Consider the following 2586-nt stretch of genomic DNA (forward strand, 5'->3'; position numbering starts at 1 on the left):
TAACTGACGCCATGGTGGTGTGCGGATGGCTCGGCCATAGGGAGATGGCCTATGGCCGAGCCATCCGCACACCACCATGGCGTCAGTTACCGTCGCCCGCTCGCCGCCACGGCCGTAGCATGCAGGTCCCGGCGTCGAACCCGCCGATTCCGGCCCGACCCGCAGCACTCCTTGCGCGTCGACGCTGGCGATCGAGCCGCCGCCGACGCCGATCGAGCTCACCGATACGGAAGGGATATGGAGCGGAAATTCGCCGATCAGCTCGCCGGTGCCGAACTGCGGCTCGCCGTTTATGATGAGCGCGAAATCGGCCGAGGTCCCGCCGATGTCGAGGGTGAGAACCTTATCCTCGCCGGCCTGACGCGCCAGCCACGAGGCGCCGATGACGCCGGAGGCCGTTCCCGACAGCAGCATATTCACGCAGGCGCGCTTGCCTTCGGCGGCGTTCATCAGCCCACCGTTCGACTTCGTCAGCATCGGCCGGGCCGGCACGCCGCGATGCTTCAGCCGCTCTTCCAGCGCGGTCAGATAGCCAGAGACGCGCGGATGGACATAGGCATTGAGAATGGCGGTCGAGCTGCGCTCGTATTCGCGGATGACCGGCCACACCTCGGCGGAGGTGAAGACGAAGAGGTCGGGCGCCAAGCGCGCGATCGCCGCCTTGACCGAAGCCTCCTGCGCAGCGTTGCGCCAGGAATGAAGGAAGGACACGACGATCCCCTGCGCCCCGTTCGCTTTCGCGGCCGCGACCGCGCTCTCCACCGCCGCCGTGTCGGGCGCCTGGGATTCATTGCCATCGACGCGCATGCGGGCCGGAATGCCGAACACCATGTCGCGCGAGATCAGCGGATCCGGCCGCGCGCAGAACAGCGAATACATGTCCGGCATGCGAAGCCGCGCGAGTTCGATCACGTCCTCGAAGCCGGCATTGGTGAATAGCGCCAGCGGCGCGCCCTTGCGCTGGATGATGGTGTTGATGCCGACCGTCGTGCCGTGCACGAAGCGCGTCATATGGGTCGGGTCGAAGCCTTCGCGTTCGGCTAGCAAGGTGAGCCCCGTCATCAGCTCGGCACCCGGATCTTCCGGCGTCGTCAGCACCTTCAGCGAAGCGACGCGTCCGGAGTTTGCTTCGAGCGCGCAGAAATCGATGAATGTCCCGCCGATATCGACGCCGACCTTCCAGTCGGCCTTCTTCAGCGCCTCATCCGTCGCAGTGGCTCCATCCATGATGCATCCCTTTCGGTCTGCTCGGAAACCCGCACGAGCGGACAGTCACGGTCCAAGATGGATGATGGGCAAGAATATAAGTCGTACTTATACCTTGACGCTATGCTCGCCGAGAACGGCGGAGCAGGCCGCACGGATGTCATCGCGCATCGTTTCGTCGGCCCTCGAAAGGGCTCGTGCGCGCGACGCGAGCAGCGCAATCGGGAATTCCGGGCCGCCCGCCAGCGGCCTGACAGCGAGGCCGGAAAACTGGCGCCACGGCAGCAGCGCGTCGACGAGAGCGACGCCCAGGCCGGCCTGGACGAAGCCGACCGCGGAAATCGAAATGTCGATCTCCAGCGACGGCGAAAGCGCCACGCCTTGCGCGCGGGCCGCGTGGGCCAGTTCGTCGGCGGGACGCGTGTTGCCGCGATAGGATATCAGTTCCTGCCCCACGAGATCAGCGAGCGTCAGCTCGGTTTTCTTCTGCAGCGCGTGTCCGCGCGGCAGCAGGCAGGCGAAGCCGACACTGCCGATCACCTCGGCCTCGATGTCGGGAGGCAGGCGGTCATCCATGGCCACGCCGAGGCTCGCATCGCCGGCGCGCAGCATGTCTACAATCGCGGCGATCGGCGCGCTATGGGAACGCAGCAGCATGTCGGGATGCTGCGCCCGAAATGCGGTGAAGGCGCGCGGCAATATCGCCATGGCCGGCGGCGGCGAGGCGGCGACCCGCACCAGCCCGGTCCGACCGAGACGCAGATCGGTGGTCTTGCGGCGCAGGCCGTCGAGCCCCGCCGACAGCCTCTCGGCATCGGGAAAGATCTCGAGTGCCTCAGGGGTCGGCCGCAGCCTGCCCTTGACCCGCTCGAACAGCGTGAAGCCGAGCTCGTCCTCAGTGTGGAGCAGTATTTGGCTGAGCGCGGGCTGGGAGATGTTCAGCATTCGCGCCGCGGCGGTCACGGTGCCCGCGCGCATGACGGCGATGAACACTTCGAGCTGCCGGGCCCGCATTCCTACTCCATAGGTCAAACTTATGGGTTTTATCCAAAGCCATCTTTGACGCATTGCCGCGGCGCCGACAAGATGGATCCAGGATCAGCCCTCTGCGCTAAGGAACGACAATGGATGTGATCGTGCTGGGCGGCGGCCTGATGGGGACAGCTTCCGCCTATTTCCTGGCCAGGCGCGGCGCCCGCGTGACGCTGGTCGAGCGCAACCGGATCGGCGGTGGAGCAACCGTCGCCTCCTTCGGCAACATCCGGCGCACGGGGCGTCATCTGCCGCAGCTTCCGCTGGCCCACCGCTCGCTCCGGCTGTGGGGCGAGGCCGAAAAAATGCTGGGGCGCGATGTCGAATTCCGCGCCACCGGTCACGTGC

The 2586-nt window shown here is 66.3% G+C and carries 3 protein-coding genes; 1 reads left to right on the forward strand and 2 read right to left on the reverse strand.

The window, feature by feature from the left end:
• Together EOA60_RS28145 and EOA60_RS28150 are read right to left on the reverse strand one after the other, a co-directional pair.
• Window positions 1–1227, reverse strand: a 1227-nt coding sequence (locus EOA60_RS28145; protein ID WP_164899592.1) for a hydantoinase/oxoprolinase family protein, incomplete at its 3' end; no start/stop codon positions are given.
• Between the two features lie 87 nt (window positions 1228–1314).
• On the reverse strand, window positions 1315–2220 hold the full coding sequence (locus EOA60_RS28150) for a LysR family transcriptional regulator (RefSeq protein WP_095825766.1): 906 nt from the start codon (window positions 2218–2220) through the stop codon (window positions 1315–1317).
• A 110-nt stretch (window positions 2221–2330) separates the two neighbouring features.
• Between EOA60_RS28150 and EOA60_RS28155 the strand changes: the two genes are divergently transcribed.
• Window positions 2331–2586 (forward strand): FAD-dependent oxidoreductase (locus EOA60_RS28155; protein ID WP_164899593.1); only part of this gene is annotated, 256 nt, incomplete at its 3' end.

It is taken from the genome of Mesorhizobium sp. M1A.F.Ca.IN.020.06.1.1 (assembly GCF_004023265.1).
Classification (GTDB): domain Bacteria; phylum Pseudomonadota; class Alphaproteobacteria; order Rhizobiales; family Rhizobiaceae; genus Mesorhizobium.

Excerpts from the sequence above, each read along its gene's own strand:
- EOA60_RS28150 (WP_095825766.1), bottom strand. The coding sequence starts at position 2,220 with ATGCGGGCCCGGCAGCTCGAAGTGTTCATCGCCGTCATGCGCGCGGGC.